This is a genomic window from Paenibacillus sp. SER-28 (genome assembly GCF_052906305.1).
The window spans coordinates 1-289 of sequence record NZ_JBRECM010000057.1; the positions used below are offsets into that span (position 1 = coordinate 1).

Annotated in this window: 2 tRNA genes; both read right to left on the reverse strand. The window is 49.5% G+C overall.

The annotated features are described in order from the left end of the window. Nucleotides 1-6 precede the first annotated feature (6 nt). Nucleotides 7-82 (reverse strand) — tRNA-Thr (locus ACUYLD_RS25580). A gap of 22 nt (nucleotides 83-104) precedes the next feature. After that, a tRNA-Phe gene (locus ACUYLD_RS25585) sits at nucleotides 105-177 on the reverse strand. Nucleotides 178-289: the final 112 nt, after the last annotated feature.

Genomic DNA, 289 nt, shown 5'->3' on the forward strand with positions numbered 1-289 from the left:
CAAAAATGGTGCCGGCGAGAGGACTTGAACCCCCAACCTACTGATTACAAGTCAGTTGCTCTACCAGTTGAGCTACACCGGCACATAAAATATTCAATTAAAAGTGGCTCGGGACGGAATCGAACCGCCGACACGAGGATTTTCAGTCCTCTGCTCTACCGACTGAGCTACCGAGCCTTATTCTAAGGCTCATCATTAAACATTGTATTACTAATGGCGGAACTGACGGGATTCGAACCCGCGATCTCCTGCGTGACAGGCAGGCATGTTAGGCCTCTACACCACAGTT